Genomic DNA, 21,145 nt, shown 5'->3' with positions numbered 1-21,145 from the left:
CAAAAAAGATAAACTGCTTTGTGTTCACGGAACACTGCATCAGTTTCCTATTTTTGCCTTGGGCCTTTGCCGCTCTTAGTATCATTTTATTACCAACGGAAGTGTGCGAAGGCACGGTTAGCTTCAGCCATACGGTGAGTGTCTTCACGTTTCTTAACTGCTGCACCAGTGTTGTTAGCAGCGTCCAAGATTTCCTTGGCGAGACGGTCTTGCATTGTGTGTTCACCACGAAGACGTGCGATTGTTACCAACCAACGAAGTCCAAGTGTTGTACGACGTTCTGGACGAACTTCAACTGGGACTTGGTAGTTAGATCCACCAACACGACGTGCACGTACTTCAAGTACAGGCATGATGTTTTCCATAGCTGTTTCAAATACTTCAAGTGCATCGTTTCCAGTAGCTTCTTTGATTTGCTCAAAAGCACCGTAAACGATTGAAGCAGCTGTACCACGTTTACCGTCAAGCATAACGCGGTTGATAAGACGAGTAACTAGTTGTGAATTGTAAAGCGGATCTGGCAATACGTCACGTTTTGGAGCTCTATTTTTACGACTCATTTCTCTTTATCCCCTTTCCTTATGCTTTTGGACGTTTAGTACCGTATTTAGAACGGCCTTGTTTACGATCGTTAACACCTGCAGTATCAAGTGCACCACGGACGATATGGTAACGTACCCCTGGAAGGTCTTTTACACGTCCACCGCGAAGAAGCACCACGCTGTGCTCTTGCAAGTTGTGTCCGATACCTGGGATGTAGGCAGTAACTTCGATAAGGTTGCTCAAACGTACACGAGCGAATTTACGAAGGGCAGAGTTAGGTTTTTTAGGTGTCATTGTCCCAACACGAGTTGCAACACCACGTTTTTGTGGTGAAGAAACGTTTGTTTGAACTTTTTTATGACTGTTGTAACCAACGTTCAAAGCTGGTGATTTAGATTTTTCTACTTTTGATTTACGCGGTTTGCGAACCAATTGGTTAATTGTAGGCATCTACATTCTCCTGTGTTTTTTTATTTTTGGTGATGATACACTTGGTGACAGCTATCATCTGTGTGTACTTTTGCAACATTTGTCAGCACGTCCCTGTACACTTTTGAGAGACCAAAAGTAAAAAGTACCGTCTATTATAGTAACACAATTTTTCCTTCATTGTCAAGATATTTTTCATTTTTATTCTGATCTTTTAACTCTTTGACACTAGCTTTCACCGCTTTTCTAAACAAAAAAAGGAGGCAATCTGCCTCCTACATTCTAGTATGGATTTCCTTCAATTAATCATTCGTTTGAGATGTTTTTTTATCTTTCTTATCAAAGCCAACCAGATTCTTTTGCGATGTTGGCTGCCTCTGTTCGATTACCAGCATCTAGTTTCGAAAGAATATTGGTGACATAGTTTCGGACGGTTCCATTTGATAGATAAAGCTCATCTGCGATTTCTTGGTTAGACAAGCCCTGAGCGATTCCCTTTAAAACTGCGATTTCTTGTTCTGTTAACGGGTTAGGATGCGTCATCACCACTTCCATCAATTCAGGCGAATATTCCTTACGTCCTTCGAGAACAGTGTGCAAGGTTTGCATGAGATCTGCAATGCTTCTTTCTTTTAAGACATAAGCATCCACTCCAGCCTTGACCGCACGTTCAAAATAACCGGGGCGCTTGAAGATCGTCACCACAACCACCTTTATTTCTAGCTTTTCTGCTCGTATCCACTCCAAGACTTCGAGGCCTGTCTTAACAGGCATTTCTACGTCAAGAATGGCAATATCTACGGACTCCTTTTCTAAGAGTTGGATTGCTTCTTGGCCATCCTTGGCTTGTAGGACAGACTCTACATCTGGTTGAAAGGTAAGTAACTGGCACATAGCATCTCGCAACATACTTTGATCTTCTGCAACAAGTAGTTTCATCTTAGTTTCTCTCCTTATAAGGTAGTCGAACCTGCACTTCAGTAGGCTGCTTCTGACTGATTACCTTTACTTCTCCTGAAAATGGAAGGACACGATCGCGGACGGTATGGAGCTCATCTCCTTTTAGAGAAGCAAAGCCACAGCCATCATCTCTCACTGTTAAAATGAGTTCTTTCTCAGTTCGTTCTAATTTCAAGTAAGCTTTCGATGCTTTGGCATGTTTGATGATGTTGGTCACTAATTCAAGCAAAATCATGGAGGCTGTTGATTCTAATTCCTGAGTAAGGCTAGCAGTGTCTAGTTGGTGATTGATTTCCGTTTCAATTCCTGCAATTTCCAGCATTTTTTTAACAGTCACAAACTCGGAGGCAAGTGTTCTGGTTTTAAGATTTTCAATGATGGTACGAACTTCATTCATGGATTCTTTACTAATCTGATGAATTTCTTTTAACTCTTTTTCCACTTGAGGATAGGCCTGCATTTGAAGAAGCTGGAGGGCAAGATCCGTCTTCACACTCAACATGGCAAAGGTATGGCCTAGACTGTCATGAAGATCCTGACCGATACGACTGCGTTCGTTTTCAGCCAAGAAAAGATTAAGCTTGGCATTTTGCTTTCTCTTTTCTTCTTTTATTTCCTCTGACACTCGAATTCGATAGAGACCAAAGGTAAAGGCATCAGAAAAGACAAAGGTCACCAAGAAAAAGAGCAATTGCCAAGGACTAACATGATTGACCATATAAATCCCGGTTAAAATCAATGGCTGCAAGACAACAAAACTGACAAAACGCCAAGAGTGAAGAGAAATCTCGTCAAGCTCATAAATGAGGAGATTAGATAAATAAAAGATAAACCATGTGAAACCCGAATTCAGCCAAACCGATGTATAAAAAATGTAGGCAATCATGACCCACCAAGCCAGCCACTGCACGGTGCGGTTTTGACTTAATAAAATCGAATAAAAGGCTAGGACAAATAATAATGTCCAGAACAAGGTCAAAGGCGGGTACTCTCCACTGATGACACCCGCTATAGGAAAGATGATAAACACTAATGAAATATGAAACATATAATGAGTGTTTTTAAATTTTTCCAACATAGATTTATTTTACCTCAATCCGTTTTTTCAGCTGGATTACCAGTACACCAAAGAAAACTGTATAACCTAGTACAACCAAGGCGGCAAGAATGTTAAACTCGTGGTGCTCCAAATAGGAAGAGACGACCTGCATCAGTTGATAGGTTGGAGTCAGTTTTCCAATGGATTGGAGCCATTCTGGGAAGGAACTCAAAGGGAACCAGAGTCCACCTAGGACAGCCAAAGCAATATAGGCAATATTTCCAATAACCGTCATCAATTGAGCACTGGGAAGCAAGCTCACCAAGACACCCATGCTGATAAAGACCACACTTCCGACCAGCAACATAACTCCAATCACCAACCAGTCAAGCCAGGGCAGAGTCACTCCACGGACAAAATGACCAACCGAAAAGACAACTATAATTGATAACAAGAAAGTCAGTAGGGTACTGAACAGTTTTGATACATAATATTCTACCATAGATACTGGAGAATGTTGAATCAATTTTTGCCAGTTGTTTGTCTTATCAGACTCGAGTGTGCTAGGGATACTGAAAAAGGCACTCGACATGATACTAAAGAGCGTCATGGCAAAAAGATAGGCTTGAAGAGCAATTTCTGGAATATCTGACCCTAACATCATACCAGAAAAGATAAGGTAAAACACACTTGGAAGTCCGATGGATAGCAAGTAGTAGACTGCTTGCCGTTTCATCAGAATGATTTCCACTTTCATGAGACTTGTCATATTTTTCATCGTCAATCTCCTTTAGTCTTGAGTCGTTTCGAAGATACTGTCTAAGAGAGTTCGATTGCGAACTTCAATTTCTTCGATCATGCAGCCCTGTTCTTGCAAGACTTTCCATACCTGGCTGGCTTCTTTGGTTGTGAAGGAAAGAGCATTTTGCTTGATTTCAAGCTCTTGAATCTGGTCCAAAGTGCTGATAACTTCCTGATAAGTTAGTGGTACCGTAAAGTGTTTTTCTTGTTCTTCACCACGCATAGCATAAGGCGTCGTATCGCGAATCAATTCACCCTTGTGAAGGACTAAAATGCGGTCAGCCGTATGCTCTACCTCTTCGATATAGTGAGAAGAATAGACAATGGTGACACCATTTTGCTTTAACTGATTGACAATTTCCCAAAAATGCTGACGTGTAGAGGTATCCATTGCAGCAGTCGGCTCATCTAAAAATAGAATTTTTGGACGACCTATTAAAGACAACACAAAAGAGAACAAACGTTTTTGCCCACCAGACAGCTTGCCCGCTAACTGATTTTTCTGCTTGTCTGAGAATCTTAGCAAGTCATCAATTTCTTTGTCTGAAAGACTGTTTGGATAGATTGATTGAAAGAAGGATAAGAGTTCTTTCACTTTCAAGTCTTGAACCACCGTATTTTCTTGAGGCAAGACAGAAATAAGCTGCTTTAATCGAGGATCTGTTGGCGCAAATCCTTGAATGGCGACCTGACCTGAGCTCATGAACTTGTCGCCCAAGAGACAATCAATCAAGGTTGTTTTTCCTGCTCCGTTAGGCCCGATCAAGGCGACACATTCACCATCGTTGATTTCAAAGGAGATGTTCCGCAAGATCTCCTTGTCTTTTATCTTCTTACTTAATTTCTCAACTTTAATCACAGTCATGAGATTCTCCTTTCAACCACTTCATTCCCATAGGGAAAACGACGAAAATCATAAATCCAAAACCCCAGGCACCACGAATGAATTGGCGAAACAAGGTTTGGTCAAACCAACCAGTAAACATTTCCACTAACCATACCAAGAGTGACAGGCCGATAAAGAAATAGATGATTGCTTTTTTCATTCCTCAAACTCCTTTTTCACATCTCTGACCAATTTCAAACCTTCTCTGACAAGCCAAGACATCATTCCAAAGCCAGCAAAGAGCTCCCAAGGAAAATGGTAGAAACCCTCGTCCAATCCTGAAAACATGAGATAGGTCATAACTCCTGCTGCTACTAAACTCACTGCGACAATCATTTTATTTTTCATTTCTTCTTCCTCCATTTCATACTTCAATTATAGACTTTTGAAGTTGGCGGAGCTAGATGCTTCTGTCACTAGGAAATATGACAAATGTCATAAAAAAAGAAAGTTGCAAAATCAACTTTCTTTTTAATCGATTAAATTTTTATTCCACACTGAAAAGATATGGGTATACAGGTTGTTGACCTTGGTGGATTTCGACTTCAACGTCTTCGAATTCTTCTGCGATTTCTTGGGCCAATTCATTGGCAAGTTCTTCGCTTCCGTCTTCACCGACATAGAAAGTCACGATTTCACTATCTTCGTTCAACATATGTTTCAATGTTTCTGTCAAGGTTTGGTGCATGTCAGGATTTGACACGAGGATTTTCCCATCGACCATACCAAGATTGTCATTTTCATGAATTGCTAATCCATCGATAGTTGTATCACGAACGGCTGTTGTTACACTTCCGCTTACGACATCGCCAAGGGCTGCAGTCATGCGTTCTTTATTTTCTTCGATTGATTTACTTGGGTCAAATGCAAGAAGACTCGTCAATCCTTGAGGAATTGTACGTGCTTCTACCACAACAGCAGGTTGTTCAAGCACTTCAGCCGCAGACTGAGCTGCCATAAAGATATTTTTGTTGTTCGGCAAGAAGATGATGTTGCGAGCATTGACCTGTTCAACAGCCTTGATAAAGTCTTCTGTTGAAGGATTCATCGTCTGACCACCTTCGATGACATAATCCACACCTTGGGCACGGAAGATATCTGCCAAGCCTTGACCTGCTACTACTGCGATAAGGGCGTACTCTTTTGTTTCAGCGGGCTTATTTCCTTGAGTCGCTTCTTTTTCAACTTGCGCCTCGTGTTGATTACGCATGTTGTCCACTTTGACCTTGATCAAGCTACCATATTTAAGACCTTCTTGCATGACAAGACCTGGATCTTCTGTATGGACGTGAACTTTGACGATCTCATCATCGTTGACAACAAGTAGAGAGTCTCCGAGTTCATTCAAGTAGTTACGGAATTCATCGTAGTCAAAGTCCTTAGAATAAGTTGGACCTTGTTTGAGGGCTACCATGATTTCCGTACAGTAACCGAAGGTAATATCCTCAGTTGCCACATGACCTGCCACAGACTTGTGGTGCTCTGCATTGATCATTTCACTCATGTTTGCAGGAGTCGCTACAAAGTCTTCAGAAGCACTGTATTCACCAGTAAGAGCTGAAAGGAATCCTTCGTAGATGAAGACCAAACCTTGACCACCTGAGTCTACCACACCAACTTCCTTAAGGACTGGAAGCATTTCTGGTGTCTTAGCCAAAGCTGCTTTTGCACCTTCCAAGGCTGCACGCATGACCTCAACAGCATCATCTGTCTCCTCGGCTTTTTTCTTAGCCCCAATAGCCGCTCCACGAGAAACAGTCAAAATGGTTCCTTCAACTGGTTTCATAACCGCTTTATAAGCTACTTCGACACCAGATTGGAAGGCAAGAGCCAAGTCTTGACCTGTTAACTCATCCTTTTCCTTGATAGCTTGGGAGAAGCCACGGAAGAGCTGAGAAGTGATAACCCCTGAGTTCCCACGCGCACCCATCAAGAGCCCTTTGGCAAGAATGCTCGCTACTTCTCCAACTGTAGAAGCAGGCTTGTCTGCTACTTCTTTCGCACCATTTTCAATGGTCATTCCCATATTTGTCCCAGTATCTCCATCTGGAACCGGAAAGACATTCAATGAATTGACATATTCTGCTTGCTTATTCAAACGAGTTGATGCAGCTTGCACCATCTCTTGGAATAAACTGGTAGTAATTTTTGACACGATTATTCTCCTACAACTTTGATATTTTGAATGTAGACATTCACAGTCTGAGCAGTAATTCCTAGTTGATTTTCTAGACTAAAACGAACACGCTCTTGAATGTTTTTTGACACTTCGCTTATCTTTATTCCGTAGCTCAACACGGTATAAACATCAACTGCGATGCTACCATCTTCGGCTGTCTTCACGACAACACCCTTAGAATAATTTTCCTTACCAAGGAGGGCTTGGAAATTGTCTTTGAGGGCATTTTTACTAGCCATACCGACCACACCAAAAATCTCAGTTGCGGCACCACCTACTACGGTTGCAATCACTTCATCTGTCAGTTCGATTTGACCATCTTTTGTATTAATTTTTACAGTCATTTTTTTTACCTCAACTAGTTGATACTCTATTTTATCATATTTCAGCCCAAGTGTAAAAGCAGAATGCTGTATCGGCGGATATTTATACTCAATGAAAATCAAAAAGCAAACTAGGAAGCTAGCCACAGACAGTACTTGAGTACGGCAAGGCGAAGCTGACGTAGTTTGAATTTGATTTTCGAAGAGTATTACTCTATTTTTCAAATGTTTTTATCTCTAGAGCAAAAGAAAAAGACCTAAGCGGTCTTTTCATTTTTATTAAACGCGTTCAACTTTACCTGATTTCAAAGCACGAGCTGAAGCCCAAACTTTTTTAGGTTTACCATCGATAAGAACAGTAACTTTTTGAAGGTTTGGTTTTACGGCACGTTTTGTTTGGTTCATCGCGTGTGAACGGTTGTTTCCTGATACAGTCTTACGACCTGTAAAGTAACATACTTTAGCCATTGTGTTTTCCTCCTATTAGATCTAATATAGCGGATGTGCTAGCACCACATACCGTACTATGTTATCACACTTTCTCTATTTTGGCAAGGAAATTCGAAGACTTGTTTGTGTCTAAATTTTTGGGAATAATCAAATATCCTTATAACTCAATAAGAAAGCGAGATTTTTCAGACAAAAAAACTGGAAAAAGTTCCTCACTTTACCCCAGCCCTTGACTATATTGCACTATTTATGCTACAATATTGTTTGACTGATTAAGCAAAGTGTGTTTTTGTCTTAATCGGTGGTGTAGAAGTTGCTGCTTCTACACCTTTTTCGTTTTCATTTACTCTATTATTGTAACACACATTAGGCAAAAAAGCAACTATTTTGTATAAAAACATGACAAAAACACCTCTAAAAAATCTTTTTTTAGAGGCTTTTGTCTGCCTTTTTGTATTATTTATGCCCTCTTTTTCTGATAACAGCTTTGTGCGGCCTATGGTTAATACGAAATCCTGCACCTAGTCCCGTATCCCTAAATTCTTCATACTCTTGTCTCCAAGATCCAAAAAATAGATTGTATAGCTGATCAATTCGTTCAAGGAGTATCATTCTGGACATAGTACAAGCCCCTTCGATGGACCAATACATCCCTCGATGTTTCATACGGTAAGTAACCTTTCGGTGCTGACTCTCCATTACCCCGATACCACGTGAGGATAACCCTCTAAGTTTAGGTGGTCTAGTGTCACAGAAATTTCTTAATAATTTCTTACGAAAATTGTAAAAATTATCAAGAGCTTCTTGACTTTCTGTGAGAGATTCAACTGTATCTAGTACGGTCTGAAGCAGGCTCTTCTGATGATTTTTGATGGCCTTAAAAGCAAGATCAAGTAGTGTAGATGGGTACGGCTTCAGGAATCTTTTAAGTTCTTCATTGACATGATAAGCATCCCAGAAATGCTCATGACGTTTAATCCGTAGGACCTTCTTAATTTCTTGAAATATTCTGCGAGAATATCCTTTACCATTGTCCGAGTTAGTGATAAGAAGAGTTCGATCAGTGATTTCAAAATGATTGCAGAGATAGTCTATCAATTCTTCCTTTGCTTGTTCATGGCTTGTATGGATAATCTCATGTTTATTCTCTAGTACATACCGATTATTACCAACCTTCTTCGCTCCAGTATGAATCAGGAAATGGGCTAAGTCTGTATTGTGTCGTTCATCATTGCTTGATGTTGTCTTGACGAGCACACCATCTCCCTCCAGGTAGATTTTATCTGCCTGTATTTTTTTCGGTTGCTCATCACCTCTAAACAGCCGATAACGTTCCCTCTCTGAAAAGAGTCTACCTGCCATTTTTACAGACTTCAACACAGCATCCTTTGTTATCTCTAGGCGATAAGCCATCTTAACTGTTCGACAAACTTCACGGTAGGATAAAACGGAAGCGTGTTTTGCCATGTGAAAAATCAACTCAGGAGAATAACGCATATACTTTTCTAAGCCTAGCCACTCATCAACAGGATAACAAGTTTTCTTTCCCTTTCGCCAGCGATTCCTAGAAAAGGTCATCTCTCCAAATGTAAAAACAACTGTCCTCTCTGTACTATCTATCCGTTTATATCCCCTCCGTCTCATGGTGGGAGCTATCTGCTCGTCATAATCTCTTACTCGCTTCAGGAATTGCTGCTCACGTTTGCGATCTAGTTCTGTGACAAATTCTTTTTCATCAAATCTAAACATACTCTCTATTGTACTGAAATCATGACTAGATTGAAAACATCACAAACTTTCTACAAGACTCTTTCAAAAATAAAAGCCTTCCCAATAAGGGAAGGTTATTTGATTGCAACTATAATTATATTTATATTTATATTTATAACGATAAACTTTCGATTAGTTTATCAAGGTAATCTGATGCAGACTTTGCGCCAGCTGCTTTAGCAATTTCATCTAATTTTTTCCGATTGCTTGGCTTCAAAGTAAACTGGAATTGCTTTTTGCGTTCAAAACCTTCAAAGTTAGCTACATCTGAAATCTGCTCAGGTTGATGGGTTGCTTCGATAATCTGCGAAATCTCTTTTTCTTTTGGTGTGAATGCCATAACGATCTCCTTTTAATTATATTTATAATTGTATTTGTGTTTATAAATATAATTATATTGTATCATAAATTTTTGAAAAAGTCTGCTCCAACTCAATGAAAAACTTTTTGTGTTTTTGATAAAGCTCAGGATTATCCTCCATATCTGCAATAGAAATTTTATCGATTGTGGAATGATTGAATAGCTCTTTTGCTGGTACGATGCCTAGAAGGTTGTCTGTTCCCTTCTCTTTAGCTTCAAGTCCCAGAGCTTCCAGTAACTCTCTTGATGATCCATAGTTCGGTCGGATCATATTTGCTAAGAAATATAACTCCGCAGTAATGTATGATTCTCTTGTACGATAGTCAATTACATCCTTCCTGAAGGCTTCTAACCGAGTTGATAGATTGAATTTGGCATTATAACCAAACTCTGAAGGAGTCAAGGGACTAATAATGGCGTGACTGACTGCTACAGCATTTTTAGTAGCTGTCGCAAAGTCTGGCCTACAATCAATCAAGATATAGTCAAACTGATCCAACTTCTTCTTTTCGTAGTTATCCTCTAGCCAAAGATAAAGTAACATATTTTTCTTGTCGCTGTTCTCCAGATCTCGTTCCACCGTGTCAAGCTGAACTGAACCTGGAATTAGACTGATATTTTCCTTGACTTGCTTAATATCCACATCGCCTCCTTTAAAAGCATTGGCAATTGTATTCTTGCTCTCATAGATATTGTAACACTGAGTCAAATTACACTGATGGTCTAAGTCTATAAAGAGAACCTTATGACCTTTCTTTGCCAACCATTCCCCATAATTAAAAGTTAAAGTAGTTTTTCCAACACCACCTTTAATGGCAGCAAAAGTTATAATTTTCATTTATTGCCCTCCTAAAATTTTAGCAATTTCAAAACACTTACTTTGATTTAATTTTAATACAGTCATACTATACCTCCTATTTTAGCTCAAATGAATTTATAAGATACGGCATCAACTCAGCAGACGATAGGTATATCATTCCCCCTCCTACAACAATTAAAAAGAGACTTAACACCCATTCCCAAGTAGTTAGATGTGGAAAGAAATCTTTCTCACCACTCCAGTTAAGTCTGATGTCTGTATTTTTAGCTATGATAAATACTCCACTGAACGAAATGCACACTCCTACAACCAACAATACAATAAACCCAAAAATCATATAATTTCCTCCTCATATTTTCACGTAAGTTAATTTCTTTTATTTCTGTATCTTCTATTCTATCACCTCTATAATTAGATTTATAAACAAAATTATAAAGTTGATTACTCCGAAACAACTTTAAAACATGTTCTCAGCGTATGTTCCAATTCTACGATTATATCTTCCCACTCAACACCGTCATATTCGCTGCTAATGTGTTCTAAATCTTCTGATAAAATATAGTTAATTTTATCTCCTTCTACACTGACTTCTATCATGCCTTTAATATGTTCCATAGAAGTACATCCTTCATAGTCTGAATAACAACCTACATAGCCATCAATAAAGAGATGATTGTCCTCTTTTGATTGAACATTTAACCCCTCAACCTCGATAGTTTGAACTAGATGTAACATTTTATTTACCCCCTTTTCTATACTTCTATTATACCATTATAATTATATTTGTCAATATGTTTATAATTATATTTATAATTATTTTCGCAATGAAGTTTCTCCTTCCTTTTCACCAGCAATTCCTAGAAAAGGTTCTCTTTCCAAATGTAAAAAGAACTGTTCTCTCTGTACTGAAATCATGACTAGATTGAAAACATCAGAAACTTCTACAAGACTTTTTCATCCTCAAATCGTCGGTCAACTTTCTCTTCACGACTACGCACGTGCTCCTTAATATCTCTATAATCTGTGTAATGTTTTAGAGTGTCGTCAAAGAACTCTTGTAAGGCTCCTTTTTCAATTTGGAATTGTTTAATCAGTTGACTGAGATCTTCCAGTCCCATATCTTTTGGAACTCCTAAATCATCCAATAGTTGTACCGCTGCAAGACTATTTTCTGGAGATTGCTGGATGGCTAAAAGTGCTCCTTCAATTTTATGATAACGTCCAAGTCGCTCATCTAGCTGTCTTAATTCCTCCTGGGTAGCCTCTATCTTTTCATTAAAGCGCTCCTCCAAATGTTGAAATTGTGCTCCATCTGTCACGCCGTGTTCAACTAAGAAATTATATTCCTTAATCAGTTCACGCATAGAGGAAATTTGAGCGTTTTTAGTAACGAGTGTTTCGCCGTTTTGTTTGGCCAATTGCCTTGCGACAGTCAAGCCCATCATATACCTATTTTTTTGAGATTGATCAGGATTGAGAAAATAAAAATAGTCTTTCTCTTTGATATAGATGGTATAATTTCCATCCTCATTTTTATCAACTTTATGAGAAGGTATTAAAATTGTACCACTATTTAAAGCTCCCATATCCATCTGCACGTAAATGCCTTGCTTGCTTTCTTGCTCGACCTGCCAGGATTCCACTTCCAATTTCAATTCAAAATCATTTGCCGTTTTTTCTTTTGATTCTTGATATTGTTCTTTCAATTCCTCCACATCAAAAACTAACTGATTCTTAGAAATTCTCTCTTTTATTTTTTCAAGAGAATAGAGTCCTTTCTTCGATAATGTATCATCTCGGACATTTCTTTGTTGGGGCTGGTCGAGCAATTTATACTTCACAAATTTTCCAGAGAAATCAATCTGAAGATTAAGAGCAGCTGCCTTTTGTTTGAAATCTTCTAACGACAAAGAGTGCTTCAGAAGAAAATCAAGACGTTCCTTGATTTCAAACCGATAATTATTTTGTCTCCGCCAAGCAGAATACTTTGTATAAGAATTTTTCATAGTAGGCTCAATAATTTTAGCTCCATATTGTGCCGCATGTTTGTCCGAAATGGCTCTCAAATTTTTCAAGGTTTTCTTTTCCCAGCGAAATTTCTTGAGCGTTGAGGTATTGGTGGTATTAAGTATGATATGGTTATGAAGATGATCTTTATCCGTGTGGGTTGCGATCACAAACTCATAATTTCCACCTGTCAATTCTAACATCGTTTGACGGCCAATTTCATGAACCTGCTCAGGAGTCAAGTTATCATCTGGAGAAAAAGATTGGATAATGTGATGGGCCAATACTTGTTTTCCTGAAGATAATTCTTTCAAGTCATCATCTCCTTTTTTAAAGGCTGCGGCTAATTTTGTCATGACCATTTCTTCATCTGCTACACTAAAATCAGAGATCCCATTTCCAGATACTAGCTTCATTTGAAGCTCACCATTATGATAGACAAGAGGAAAATCAAGATCACTTTCTGCAGTTTCTGATACAAGAGTTTTCGCTTCATTCAGAATATAGCGTACAGCTATTTTTAAATTGGAAGGAGTTTTAATTTGTTTGGGTGTTTTGATTACTACCATTCGTCATACGTCCTTATTGTTTTCACTTTTCGTTCCTGTAAACTTTTCTTCTCCGCACTAGAAAGTTTGACAGCCACCATCTCTTTCAACTCAGATAGATAGTCAATGACTTGTGCCACTTCCTCTGGCGTAACTCCTTGATTTTCATTGGCATGTTTGGCAATTTGGTTGATGTTCGTACCCACTCGATTGATAGCAACTCGAAGGTCTTTCAATTCGGAAAAATCAATTTGAACCACTTTCCCTTGTACCAGTTGATTCTTCGCATAGTATTGAAAAGATGGAACTCCCATTTGGGCCATCGCCGTTTTAATTTGACGATCTTCCTCTGGTGTTAGTCGTATCAATTTTTGTATATAGCGTTTTCTATTTTCTCGTTTCTGCATTATTTTTTTATCCTCTTTCTCTCAAAGTCTCTGGCATTTTCTGACCAGGCATCAGCCCCTGACTTCCTTGTGGCAAGCGTAGCAAATGGATATCCATTTGCGAAATTTAAAAAAATCAGAGAAGGAGAACCTTGTAGTTTTCCTTCTTGATTTTCTCAGTTTTGGGGAAATCCCCAAGCCCCTTTCCTATATCTTTTGGAGTACAACCTCTAACAATTTATCGCAACCAACTGAAGATGTTTTTGAAAATAGATGATTGCTTATCACTATTTTCTACACTTTTTTCTTTCTGACCTTGTAACTTTTCAGCTAGGACAGAAAGTTGTTGAGCAGTTAGAGGCTGGAAAATCGACTGCCCAATTTGTATTTCTGTCAGTAAGATTTTTTCTGTGAGTACAGCTTGAAATTCTTCATCTGTAATCATCTTGAGTAGCTCAATATTTTCTTCTTCCCACTCCAAAAGAGCAGGATCTCCTTCAGGTAGTTGAGACTGTTCTTCCTCTAGTTGCTCCAGAACTTTTTGGCGAGTCAAGTCTTTAGCGTTTGGCGATACTCCTTGAACTCTGTCTCCATCCATGATTGGAATAAAGTCTGAAAGGATGATGATCAGTTGTTCTTCTTGTTCATTAGTCATGAGTGTTGTCCTCCTTGATGATGATTTGTTTTTAATTTGACCTTGGGTTTATTTGGGGTGTCCCGTTCGGTCATTTCGAGAAACCCTTCTCTTTTTTTGATTGTGCATCTGCTTTCAACTCCTGCTTGTGATCTTCGACAGCCTGCTTGCTCTGATCTTTAAACTTCTCCAGTTTTTGTTCAAAACTACGCTTCGTTTGTTTCTCCTGACTCAATCTTAATTGTTCCAATGCTTGATCCATCCGAACCATTAAACTTTTAGCTTCTTGTTGGACAATATCCAACTGTGCTTCTAAATCAGCAAGTGTCTCCTTATCAGCAGACCACCCAGATAGATAGTTAAAGGAATACTCTGACGTATCAATACCATAGTATGAAGAAACGACATAAGCGACACTTTCAGCCTGGAGTTCAGCGGTGCTTCTAGTTAGATTTTCCTTTTGAGGATTATCTGCATGATGCAACTCTGCATGAGCCATTTCATGTAAGAAAGTTTTAATAATTTGAGCCTTGTTCATCTCATTACTACGTAAAACAATTTGATTTTCTGAGACAGAATAATATCCATGTTTATTATTTTCCATCTCTTCAAATCGAACCGATACATCATTTTCTTTTGCAATAGCCATTAGGGCACGGTAAAGATTTGCATAGTCCAAATCAGTCAGCTGTTCTTTCACTTCTGCAGCTTTTGGCATCTCCTTTCCTTCTGTCTGACTAACATCAAAAACTGGTACCAAACCAAAGAATGTAACTGTTTCTGGTTTCCCATTTTTATCCAATATTGGTTGGTTATTCTCATCCTTTTTGATCTTCGTCATAGGTTTAAAAATACGTAAAGCCTTCTCACCTTTTTTCACATAGCGACCAAAGTTTTCTTTCCACTGTTTGAAAGAAGCTACTTGCCTTGCTTCAGGATTTTGTGCAAGAATTAAGCGCAAGTTGCGATTAGAATAATTATTTAGTTGGCTCATTCTCGTTAGATAGTCTTTGTACTTATCTGAATCCAGAAACTCCTTAATCCCTTCTTTAAGATGACGACTTAATCCTGCCATATCTTTATTTTGAATAAAATCTGCGACTGCAAGACTGCCAGTTGCTAAAACAATTTCATCCGCTTGTAGACTCTCCTCGCCCTCTGGTTTAGAACCTGGTTTCGATCTAAAATCATACGGATTCGTTCCCTGAAGCAACTCCTCCTCATCAGAAACTCCGTCAGCATCCGCATCACTTTTCAAACCCTGTTTGTTGTGGTCTTGTTCTTCTAGTTTGATTTCTTCCTCTTGTTTTTTTTCAAATTCATCTCGAACTGTGGCGATCGTTTGTTCAACTTTTTCTGATAAACTTTTGATTTCTTTTTGCCATTTTTCTACAAGAGCTACTTGTTCCAACGGAGAATCCTTGACTCCCAACTTCTCAAACCAAGCAGATAGATTTTCGGCCTCAACACTATCCATTCCATCAAAAGAAATAAATCCAAGACGACCATCATGACTACTATCTGTAAATCCAATTGGGCTATTTTCCAAATTTCCAAATGGGAGTTGGGATAGAAGTTGATCTGCGTAAGGAGTATCTTCCAAAGCGTAACTGAACTGCGAAATATCTAACTCACTCGCCAATCTCCCCAGATGATACTGAGTGAATATAGCCCCATCTATCTTCATCAATTCTGGGTACTCTCTCATTTCTCGTGTACCAAGTCTTTCTTTATGAGCGATGGGGTTAATCTCATCCCCAATATCGTAACGGATGCTATCCTGAATCAGTTCACCATCAGGAGCGTAGATACTAAACTGAATCTTAGTTGGAGAGATGTAGCCTTCTGGGTGACCGCCAGTCACTTGTTTTAGCCCTTCCTGATGTAACTGATAGAAACTCTGGTTGGCCTTGTAAAGCTCTCTAGCGAAATCTTGATAAGATATCAGCTCAGTTTCTTTAAAGGGCAATTTAGGCCCATCTGGGCGCTCCTCAGCCCATTGAAGGCGTACATGGTAGTTCTCCTTATAAATACGATCTTGTTCCCATTCTTTATAAAAATCTGAATTTGTATCTAGGAGGCGGTCTTCTCCAGCTGCAGCAACAATCTGATCAAATTTATCATTGTACTGCTTCGCATAGTCAAGATACTGATTCCAGGCTTGATGAAATTCTTCTGGAGTTTTTGAAATGTCACCTGGCACACCTAAATTATAGACAGTATCTAAGACTTGAGTAAACGTAGCCGAATCAAGTAGGGGTTTATTCAGTGTGCTCTCTGAAGTAGTTTGTTCAGTTTCTTTAGAAACTTCTTCATACTGCTTATTCTTCAAAACTGACAGCATTTCTGCACCTTTGTCTTTAACATATTCCTCATTGATTGAAAGTTGCTCAATCTGTCCATCTCTTTCTCTATAAACACCGAGAATAATCTTTTCATCCAACAATTTAACGTTAGTTTCAAGCTCTCCCTTGAGTTTCATAAGAGAGGCTGGAATTTTTTCATCTCCAATATCTTTAAACAGTAGTAAGAAATCTTCATCTTTTGCTTTAATAGCTTCACTCATATTGAGATTGTGAAGCTTTTCAACACTGCTCAAATCATCTAAAACAAAAGAATGTGGATCTAAAATATCACGCAACATAGGAAGAACTTGCAATTTATCCTTAATTGCATTACTAATCAACATACCGTCATAATGCCCCCGACCATTTGCAATATCATCTAGGAAATTTGCTGCTCCCTTTCCCTCTTCAAAAGGTCTGATCCCTGAAAGATGGATAAAGTTATCCTTTTGAAAAGTCACCTGAAGCACATTCTTCTCTCCATGATCCGCATAAACAAAGTTGATCTTACTGTCAGCCAGTTCATTTAAATACCAGGACGCTGTACTTTGGATAGACGGCGCATATTGATTTAATCGTCTTAAATCCGCTGGTGTAATCGGATGATAATTCGCTATTCTCCGTTGCACTTTATCATAATTTGTGCTAAACTGTAAGTAAGGATAGGATGATGTCGGGTGACTGGTAACAGTTTGCTCAAAGGTACTTGTTTCAAGTACAGGTGAGGTACTGCCTTCAGCTTTAGGCTGTAAAGAACCCGTGCCACCACTGGTCCTATCATTCATTTGCTCCTGGGAATTCTCAGGAGCTTTTTCTGTGCTCTGAATTTGTTTTTTTGGCTCCCTACCATCTCCAAGAGGATTGGAAGGTTTTTCATAGATCACTGTTTTGTCCGAATCAATGACCATTTGTTTTCTAGGCTCTACTGAAAAACCTATATTATCCCAGTTTTCCTTCAACCACGTTGCATCTTCAGGAGAAAGATGGCTGGTATCAGGAAAGTGGCTTGATGCTTGAATTTCCTCCGTCTGCTCCAGTTGTTTTTCTTGCTTCAGAATCTCGTTCCAGTCTGTCTTCTCCTGGCCTTCACGTTTTGGTGGTCTTGCATCGATAACTGGGATTTTCTTCTCCCGTAGTTTGGTAATAAAGTCTGTACCTGCTTTATCGTGATCAACTGCCAGCGTGATGAGATCATCATATTTGTGATCTTGGAAAAGTGTGGATGTTTCCGCTGCAACAGATAAAAATTTAGAGGTACGTGTTAACTCACTAGCCTTGGTATAATCCCTTTCATCCATCGTAAGCTCCCCTCGCTCCTGCAGAATTTTAAGAACATAGTGAGACAAAACTCCCTCTTTTAATCCTTCCATCGCAACTAGTCGAACATCGTTTAATTCGCCCTTATGAAGCTCATAATAGCTCATAAGGTCAATGGGTGCCTCTGTCACAATTAAACGCTTAGGAGAGCCTATAGAAACGTTTAAGCCACTAATAGATTCTGATTGATACATTATTTGTTTCAAGTATCCTTTGCCAGGATGACGTTCTTGATCAGGAACAAGTCCCTGGAGGCTCGCACCTACCAGTTGCTGATTTCTGTCCAAGTATTTGAAAACCAATACGTCTTCTATAACACCATCTTTACCTGTACGTTTAGCTTGGGCTAGTGTCCCCTTCTCCAGGAAGAAGTCAATTGTATCATCAGAGAGTCCTCTAACCTCCTTGAGATAAGTTCTTGCCTCTACAAATGGTTGCTCATGAGAGGCCAATGTATAGTTAAAAGGTTTACGTTCTTCCTCTACTGGTTTTGCTTCAGGAAAGGAACCTGTCTCTAAGAATACCATGGCTTCCTTATAGCTGACATTTCGCATTTCTTGGACAAGGTTGATGGTGTCCCCATACTTATCTGCTTGTGAATACCAATGCCAGGTATTCTTTACAGTATCAATCTTAAATGAGTCATGTTCAGCCCAATAATACTCTCGATGTGACTTTCGCTTCATTTCCATTCCGAGGCTACGAGCTACTTCTAAAATATCCAGCGATTTTGCCTGTGCTTTTGTTAAAGGCATACTCTTTCCTCCTCGACCAATTCCTTGAATAAAAGATAACCTTCAGGAGTTCCATCTAGTTCACTAACAACTAATGGATCTTCCTGATTCGTTGTCACAAAAAGATGAGGAGCTAATTGATAAAAAGTCTCCTCATCTGCCTGTTTAAGTAGCTGCCAAATAGCATAACGTTCTGTGGCTAAATTTTCTAGCTTTAATGCTAGAACCTGTGAGATACTCTCCAGGTATCCTAATTGTGTTTTAGGTGTTTCCATCCTACTGTCCTTTCTGTATGTTAGGCCACGAATAATTCTTTTAGCTGCGGAGTCAAATCGTTGGCATATAAAAGTAAGCCATCGATATCTGTTCCTTTTCGAGTATATTCGTACCAGTTTTCTTTGTCTTCAGGAGAACTTGCAATCTCATCCTTTCTAGGATGATCATAGACACTTGCTTTTTTATCTCTGAAGACATTTTGTTTAGAAATAAAGACCAATCCTTCTTCTACCCCAATTCTTGCGACTTCATCTGGAGTTAGAAGGGGACGGCCTTGAATTTGTTTATTTTCACTTGATGATCCATTCCGATAACTATGCGATTTTGAGGTGGATCGAGTACGTATAGTCTGCTTACCTGACCTTGTAGAATAGTATTCCATCGTATCCTTGTCATTTGTCCCTAAAAATAGGTGAGTAGCACAGTTATTAAAGATGGTCTTCCAATCACTCTTATATAGTGATTCTAGCTGGTTGACAGCTTGGATGATAATCTTAATAGACATCTCACGACTACGAATAGAAGAGAGAACCTGGGCGAAGTTTGGAATACGGCCAATTTGTGCAAACTCATCGAAGATAAACTGAATGTGGCGAAGATTTTTTCTACTATAGCCAGGTACTTTCCCTTGCAAGATATCATCAGCCTTATGTGTGAGAACCTCAAATCCAATCGCAAACAAGATTGAGGAAAGAAAATTAAAGGAGTTATTGGTTTCAGGAATAGCAATAAAAACGGCTGTCTTTTTCGTATTCCAGGTATCCATTTCCATGGTATCCTCACTAATCAAGTTTCGGACATCTTCGTGGTCGAAGATAGAATAACGAGAAGACAAAATCGCTACCACACTGTTTCTTGTCTCGCCTCTGAAATTTTGGAATAATTTCCACTGTTTATAAGCATAGTTGTTAGGTTGATGTTCGTTCAGTTCTTCAAACATCTGCTCGACAGGGCTTGGTACATCTGGATCCTCTCGATACATATTTCTTAATAGATCCGCAACGTGGCCCAGGTTTGGCATATATAACTGGACTCCAGTTTCAGGATCCTTCGAGTCAAAATAGAGATAACCAATCAATGCACGTTGCAGCATCAACTCTGCTTTAACCCAGAAGTCTTCTCCAGTATGCTCACTATTCTTCGTTCCCTCAGTAATTGCTTCAGAGATACGATCAATATCTAGCTCAGACTTCATGTAATGAAAAGGATTAAACCGATCTGAATTCTTGAGCCGAATCAAATCAAAGATTTTAACAGCAAAGCCAGCTTTCTCAAGCATCTTCCCAACTTCGTGCACCAAATTTCCTTTAGGATCCGTCACAACAAAGTTTGAGTTCATCTGCATTAAATTTGGCAATACAAAAGTAAAGGTTTTACCGTCTCCTGGAAGACCAATGACAATCACATTTTTATTGAGCTGAACATTGTAGGCTAAGCGAAAGTTAAATAGGCCCATTTTGACCTCTTTTGAAAAAATCATATTCTTCTCAAAATCAACGTCTTCAAACCGTCTCATTTCCTTCAAAGTCGCAAAACGAGCACTACCTTGTTCTTCTCCCTGACGATATAAATTCTTATCCATAGAAGCATAGACAAGCATTGGGAGGCCGAATCCAATCAACCCTGCATATAAGGCTCCTGAATCAAAGAAAACCCCAAAAGAGAAGCGCTCCCAGTGTTCTAGCAACCAACGAAGTCGCAACATTCCCATGAAAGGTACTGCTGCAGTCGAAAGTTGGTAGTAATGGTAAAAGGACTGGAAAATAACAAATGAAAATAGCCCCACCACCAGGTAGGGCCATATAGGCTTTCTAATCATCGTGCTTTCTCCTTTCCAATATCCTTCGTCACTACAGGAATGGTTCCCTTATACACCGTATGGCTCTTGTAATAGGCTATTTTGTCTTCAGGAGTCATTTCATGCGGTTTCTTCAGCACCTTTTTCGCAAACTCTTCCAATTTTTCTGGGCTTTTCGTGATATCTGCCAACATCTCTTTGAGAGCCTTTTCTACCAAGGTGCGATTTTTTGTTTCAAAGAAGAGATAAGTTGCACCATCCTTTTGATGATAAGTAAAACCTATCTTATACTCCTCCAGGTAATGCTTCAACTTGGCCAAGTGGACTTCACTATTTAACAACTTCTCGACATCTTTTTTTGATTTGGTGGCCATAAAATCATTAAAATGTGTCTCCCCTTCAAAGGTTCGATTCGCTGCCTTATGTTGTTTCTTTTCATAATGGGCTTTTGCGAGGGCATACAGAGCTTGTATCGTCATCTCCAGGGTAACTTTTCCTTTCAAAGCCAGAGAATGGCTGACTTTTTCTTGATCCATGTA

23 protein-coding genes are annotated in these 21,145 nt (G+C 39.2%); all 23 read right to left on the bottom strand.

From position 1 onward, the window contains the following. Positions 1-89: 89 nt before the first annotated feature. The 23 genes from rpsG to M1F56_RS01215 all read right to left on the bottom strand — a co-directional run bounded on the left by rpsG (position 90) and on the right by M1F56_RS01215 (position 21,142). On the bottom strand, positions 90-560 hold the full coding sequence (rpsG, locus tag M1F56_RS01325) for a 30S ribosomal protein S7 (RefSeq protein WP_000087873.1): 471 nt from the start codon (positions 558-560) through the stop codon (positions 90-92). Positions 561-579: 19 nt separating this feature from the next. Next, positions 580-993, bottom strand: coding sequence for a 30S ribosomal protein S12 (rpsL, locus tag M1F56_RS01320; protein WP_001142332.1), 414 nt, complete (start codon positions 991-993; stop codon positions 580-582). Positions 994-1,311: 318 nt separating this feature from the next. After that, positions 1,312-1,911, bottom strand: a complete 600-nt coding sequence (locus tag M1F56_RS01315) for a response regulator transcription factor (protein ID WP_247916611.1) — start codon at positions 1,909-1,911, stop codon at positions 1,312-1,314. Position 1,912: 1 nt separating this feature from the next. Then, on the bottom strand, positions 1,913-3,010 hold the full coding sequence (locus tag M1F56_RS01310) for a sensor histidine kinase (RefSeq protein WP_247916610.1): 1,098 nt from the start codon (positions 3,008-3,010) through the stop codon (positions 1,913-1,915). A 4-nt stretch (positions 3,011-3,014) separates the two neighbouring features. Next, positions 3,015-3,749: an ABC transporter permease gene (locus tag M1F56_RS01305; protein WP_247916609.1), complete on the bottom strand. Its 735-nt coding sequence runs from the start codon at positions 3,747-3,749 to the stop codon at positions 3,015-3,017. Between the two features lie 12 nt (positions 3,750-3,761). Continuing rightward, the gene (locus M1F56_RS01300; RefSeq protein WP_045617712.1) at positions 3,762-4,637 is read right to left on the bottom strand and encodes an ABC transporter ATP-binding protein; all 876 of its coding nucleotides are present in this window, start codon (positions 4,635-4,637) and stop codon (positions 3,762-3,764) included. Beyond that, a complete protein-coding gene (locus M1F56_RS01295) occupies positions 4,624-4,818 on the bottom strand; it encodes a hypothetical protein (RefSeq protein ID WP_007520695.1) in 195 nt (64 codons plus the stop codon). The genes M1F56_RS01300 and M1F56_RS01295 overlap by 14 nt, the downstream gene beginning before the upstream one ends. Continuing rightward, on the bottom strand, positions 4,815-5,021 hold the full coding sequence (locus M1F56_RS01290; protein WP_000390701.1) for a hypothetical protein: 207 nt from the start codon (positions 5,019-5,021) through the stop codon (positions 4,815-4,817). Before M1F56_RS01290 ends, M1F56_RS01295 begins: the two co-directional genes overlap by 4 nt. Positions 5,022-5,145: 124 nt before the next feature. Further along, positions 5,146-6,813: a DAK2 domain-containing protein gene (locus tag M1F56_RS01285; RefSeq protein WP_084939353.1), complete on the bottom strand. Its 1,668-nt coding sequence runs from the start codon at positions 6,811-6,813 to the stop codon at positions 5,146-5,148. Positions 6,814-6,815: 2 nt separating this feature from the next. Then, positions 6,816-7,181: an Asp23/Gls24 family envelope stress response protein gene (locus tag M1F56_RS01280; RefSeq protein ID WP_247916608.1), complete on the bottom strand. Its 366-nt coding sequence runs from the start codon at positions 7,179-7,181 to the stop codon at positions 6,816-6,818. Positions 7,182-7,439: 258 nt separating this feature from the next. Next, positions 7,440-7,628, bottom strand: coding sequence for a 50S ribosomal protein L28 (gene rpmB / locus M1F56_RS01275; RefSeq protein WP_001140948.1), 189 nt, complete (start codon positions 7,626-7,628; stop codon positions 7,440-7,442). Between the two features lie 438 nt (positions 7,629-8,066). Continuing rightward, positions 8,067-9,359: an ISLre2 family transposase gene (locus M1F56_RS01270; RefSeq protein WP_247916607.1), complete on the bottom strand. Its 1,293-nt coding sequence runs from the start codon at positions 9,357-9,359 to the stop codon at positions 8,067-8,069. Between the two features lie 133 nt (positions 9,360-9,492). Continuing rightward, positions 9,493-9,720: a hypothetical protein gene (locus M1F56_RS01265; protein ID WP_247916606.1), complete on the bottom strand. Its 228-nt coding sequence runs from the start codon at positions 9,718-9,720 to the stop codon at positions 9,493-9,495. Between the two features lie 52 nt (positions 9,721-9,772). Beyond that, on the bottom strand, positions 9,773-10,579 hold the full coding sequence (locus tag M1F56_RS01260) for a ParA family protein (protein WP_084872871.1): 807 nt from the start codon (positions 10,577-10,579) through the stop codon (positions 9,773-9,775). Positions 10,580-10,655: 76 nt separating this feature from the next. After that, positions 10,656-10,898: a synthase gene (locus M1F56_RS01255; RefSeq protein WP_247916605.1), complete on the bottom strand. Its 243-nt coding sequence runs from the start codon at positions 10,896-10,898 to the stop codon at positions 10,656-10,658. Positions 10,899-11,002: 104 nt separating this feature from the next. After that, positions 11,003-11,296: a hypothetical protein gene (locus M1F56_RS01250; protein ID WP_247916604.1), complete on the bottom strand. Its 294-nt coding sequence runs from the start codon at positions 11,294-11,296 to the stop codon at positions 11,003-11,005. Between the two features lie 206 nt (positions 11,297-11,502). Beyond that, the gene (locus M1F56_RS01245) at positions 11,503-13,137 is read right to left on the bottom strand and encodes a relaxase/mobilization nuclease domain-containing protein (RefSeq protein WP_247916603.1); all 1,635 of its coding nucleotides are present in this window, start codon (positions 13,135-13,137) and stop codon (positions 11,503-11,505) included. After that, positions 13,131-13,523 carry a plasmid mobilization relaxosome protein MobC gene (gene mobC, locus M1F56_RS01240; protein ID WP_001171916.1) on the bottom strand — a complete coding sequence of 131 codons (393 nt, stop codon included), beginning with the start codon at positions 13,521-13,523 and terminating at the stop codon, positions 13,131-13,133. Before mobC ends, M1F56_RS01245 begins: the two co-directional genes overlap by 7 nt. 217 nt (positions 13,524-13,740) lie before the next feature. Next, a complete protein-coding gene (locus M1F56_RS01235) occupies positions 13,741-14,157 on the bottom strand; it encodes a hypothetical protein (protein ID WP_042768467.1) in 417 nt (138 codons plus the stop codon). Between the two features lie 70 nt (positions 14,158-14,227). Beyond that, positions 14,228-18,553 (bottom strand): PBECR4 domain-containing protein, encoded by a 4,326-nt coding sequence (locus M1F56_RS01230; protein ID WP_247916602.1) that lies wholly within the window; start codon positions 18,551-18,553, stop codon positions 14,228-14,230. Then, positions 18,544-18,807 carry a hypothetical protein gene (locus M1F56_RS01225; RefSeq protein ID WP_247916601.1) on the bottom strand — a complete coding sequence of 88 codons (264 nt, stop codon included), beginning with the start codon at positions 18,805-18,807 and terminating at the stop codon, positions 18,544-18,546. The genes M1F56_RS01230 and M1F56_RS01225 overlap by 10 nt, the downstream gene beginning before the upstream one ends. Positions 18,808-18,827: 20 nt before the next feature. Continuing rightward, a complete protein-coding gene (locus tag M1F56_RS01220) occupies positions 18,828-20,627 on the bottom strand; it encodes a VirD4-like conjugal transfer protein, CD1115 family (RefSeq protein WP_247916600.1) in 1,800 nt (599 codons plus the stop codon). Beyond that, entirely contained in the window at positions 20,624-21,142 is a 519-nt protein-coding gene (locus M1F56_RS01215; protein WP_247916599.1) for a hypothetical protein, read from the bottom strand. Before M1F56_RS01215 ends, M1F56_RS01220 begins: the two co-directional genes overlap by 4 nt. Positions 21,143-21,145: the final 3 nt, after the last annotated feature.

The organism is Streptococcus oralis (genome assembly GCF_023109005.1).
Classification (GTDB): domain Bacteria; phylum Bacillota; class Bacilli; order Lactobacillales; family Streptococcaceae; genus Streptococcus; species Streptococcus oralis_BU.
The sequence above is the reverse complement of the archived record's forward strand: the minus strand, read 5'-3'. Positions and strand labels throughout refer to the sequence as shown.

Coding starts and splice junctions, on each gene's coding strand:
- rpsG (WP_000087873.1), bottom strand. CDS start 560: ATGAGTCGTAAAAATAGAGCTCCAAAACGTGACGTATTGCCAGATCCG.
- rpsL (WP_001142332.1), bottom strand. CDS start 993: ATGCCTACAATTAACCAATTGGTTCGCAAACCGCGTAAATCAAAAGTA.
- M1F56_RS01315 (WP_247916611.1), bottom strand. CDS start 1,911: ATGAAACTACTTGTTGCAGAAGATCAAAGTATGTTGCGAGATGCTATG.
- M1F56_RS01310 (WP_247916610.1), bottom strand. CDS start 3,010: ATGTTGGAAAAATTTAAAAACACTCATTATATGTTTCATATTTCATTA.
- M1F56_RS01305 (WP_247916609.1), bottom strand. CDS start 3,749: ATGAAAAATATGACAAGTCTCATGAAAGTGGAAATCATTCTGATGAAA.
- M1F56_RS01300 (WP_045617712.1), bottom strand. CDS start 4,637: ATGACTGTGATTAAAGTTGAGAAATTAAGTAAGAAGATAAAAGACAAG.
- M1F56_RS01295 (WP_007520695.1), bottom strand. CDS start 4,818: ATGAAAAAAGCAATCATCTATTTCTTTATCGGCCTGTCACTCTTGGTA.
- M1F56_RS01290 (WP_000390701.1), bottom strand. CDS start 5,021: ATGGAGGAAGAAGAAATGAAAAATAAAATGATTGTCGCAGTGAGTTTA.
- M1F56_RS01280 (WP_247916608.1), bottom strand. CDS start 7,181: ATGACTGTAAAAATTAATACAAAAGATGGTCAAATCGAACTGACAGAT.
- rpmB (WP_001140948.1), bottom strand. CDS start 7,628: ATGGCTAAAGTATGTTACTTTACAGGTCGTAAGACTGTATCAGGAAAC.
- M1F56_RS01270 (WP_247916607.1), bottom strand. CDS start 9,359: ATGTTTAGATTTGATGAAAAAGAATTTGTCACAGAACTAGATCGCAAA.
- M1F56_RS01265 (WP_247916606.1), bottom strand. CDS start 9,720: ATGGCATTCACACCAAAAGAAAAAGAGATTTCGCAGATTATCGAAGCA.
- M1F56_RS01260 (WP_084872871.1), bottom strand. CDS start 10,579: ATGAAAATTATAACTTTTGCTGCCATTAAAGGTGGTGTTGGAAAAACT.
- M1F56_RS01255 (WP_247916605.1), bottom strand. CDS start 10,898: ATGATTTTTGGGTTTATTGTATTGTTGGTTGTAGGAGTGTGCATTTCG.
- M1F56_RS01250 (WP_247916604.1), bottom strand. CDS start 11,296: ATGTTACATCTAGTTCAAACTATCGAGGTTGAGGGGTTAAATGTTCAA.
- M1F56_RS01245 (WP_247916603.1), bottom strand. CDS start 13,137: ATGGTAGTAATCAAAACACCCAAACAAATTAAAACTCCTTCCAATTTA.
- mobC (WP_001171916.1), bottom strand. CDS start 13,523: ATGCAGAAACGAGAAAATAGAAAACGCTATATACAAAAATTGATACGA.
- M1F56_RS01235 (WP_042768467.1), bottom strand. CDS start 14,157: ATGACTAATGAACAAGAAGAACAACTGATCATCATCCTTTCAGACTTT.
- M1F56_RS01230 (WP_247916602.1), bottom strand. CDS start 18,553: ATGCCTTTAACAAAAGCACAGGCAAAATCGCTGGATATTTTAGAAGTA.
- M1F56_RS01225 (WP_247916601.1), bottom strand. CDS start 18,807: ATGGAAACACCTAAAACACAATTAGGATACCTGGAGAGTATCTCACAG.
- M1F56_RS01220 (WP_247916600.1), bottom strand. CDS start 20,627: ATGATTAGAAAGCCTATATGGCCCTACCTGGTGGTGGGGCTATTTTCA.
- M1F56_RS01215 (WP_247916599.1), bottom strand. CDS start 21,142: ATGGATCAAGAAAAAGTCAGCCATTCTCTGGCTTTGAAAGGAAAAGTT.